Genomic DNA, 887 nt, shown 5'->3' with positions numbered 1-887 from the left:
CGGCGGCACCGGCCTGGCCGCGCCGGCCGCGGCGGACGAAACGATCGCTGCCGTCGACGAAGTCGATCACCTCTGCGCTGTGCACGAGTTCCGCTCCATGATCAACCAACAGGGCAGGTCGCTCACAGTAGTACACCTGTCACGCATGGCTATCATGAGGCGGGTTCGCACCGTACCGAGCAGGAGGCCGACTTGGCCACAGCACCGCCCGCCACCGCAGTCCCGGAGTTGCCTCAGGCCGAAGTCGCCCGATGGCGGGCGGCCGGCGCACCGCTCATCGACCTGCTCACCCGCGCTCACCGGCTCGGCCCCGTCAGCGGCGTCCCCCTCGCCGACCGGCCCATGGTGCTCGTCACGGACCCGGCCGCCGTCCACCATGTCCTGGCCCTCCACCCGGACCGCTACGTCAAGCGCTCACACCGCATGAGGCATCTGCTCGGCGACGGCATCATCACCGTCGACGGCACACCGTGGCGCCGGCAGCGGCGCCTGCTCCAGCCCCAGTTCACCGTCCAGGGAGTCCACCGCTACGAGCGGCTGATGCGCGACGCCGCCGCCCACACCGCCCGGGCCTGGGCCGACAGCGCGCGCACCGGCCGACCCAGGGACCTGGCCGCCGACATGCGGCGCTTCTCCCTCGACGTCATCTGGCGCGCCACGACCGGCCAGGCCCTCGACGACACCACGCACCGGCAGTTCCTCGCCGCGGGACGCATCGTCGCCGCGACCGCCGCGCTCGGCCCCTCGACCGGAACCACCGCTCCGGACCTCGTCGACGACCACGCCGACGTGGAGGCCGTCACCGCACGTGCCATCGCCGCCGCCCGCGCCACCCGCACCCCCAGCCTCCTCGAGGCCCTGCTCGGCGCCGCCGGACTCCCCGGCGG

The 887-nt window shown here is 73.7% G+C and carries 1 protein-coding gene; it reads left to right on the top strand.

Annotated features, from left to right (window positions below):
* Positions 1-192: 192 nt before the first annotated feature.
* On the top strand, positions 193-887 hold a 695-nt coding region (locus CCN44_RS40045; protein WP_143650392.1), incomplete at its 3' end, for a cytochrome P450.

Origin of the sequence: Streptomyces tricolor, assembly GCF_002155905.1 — a bacterium.
GTDB classification, from domain to species: Bacteria; Actinomycetota; Actinomycetes; order Streptomycetales; family Streptomycetaceae; genus Streptomyces; species Streptomyces tricolor.
This window is presented reverse-complemented; position numbering and strand designations above follow the sequence as displayed.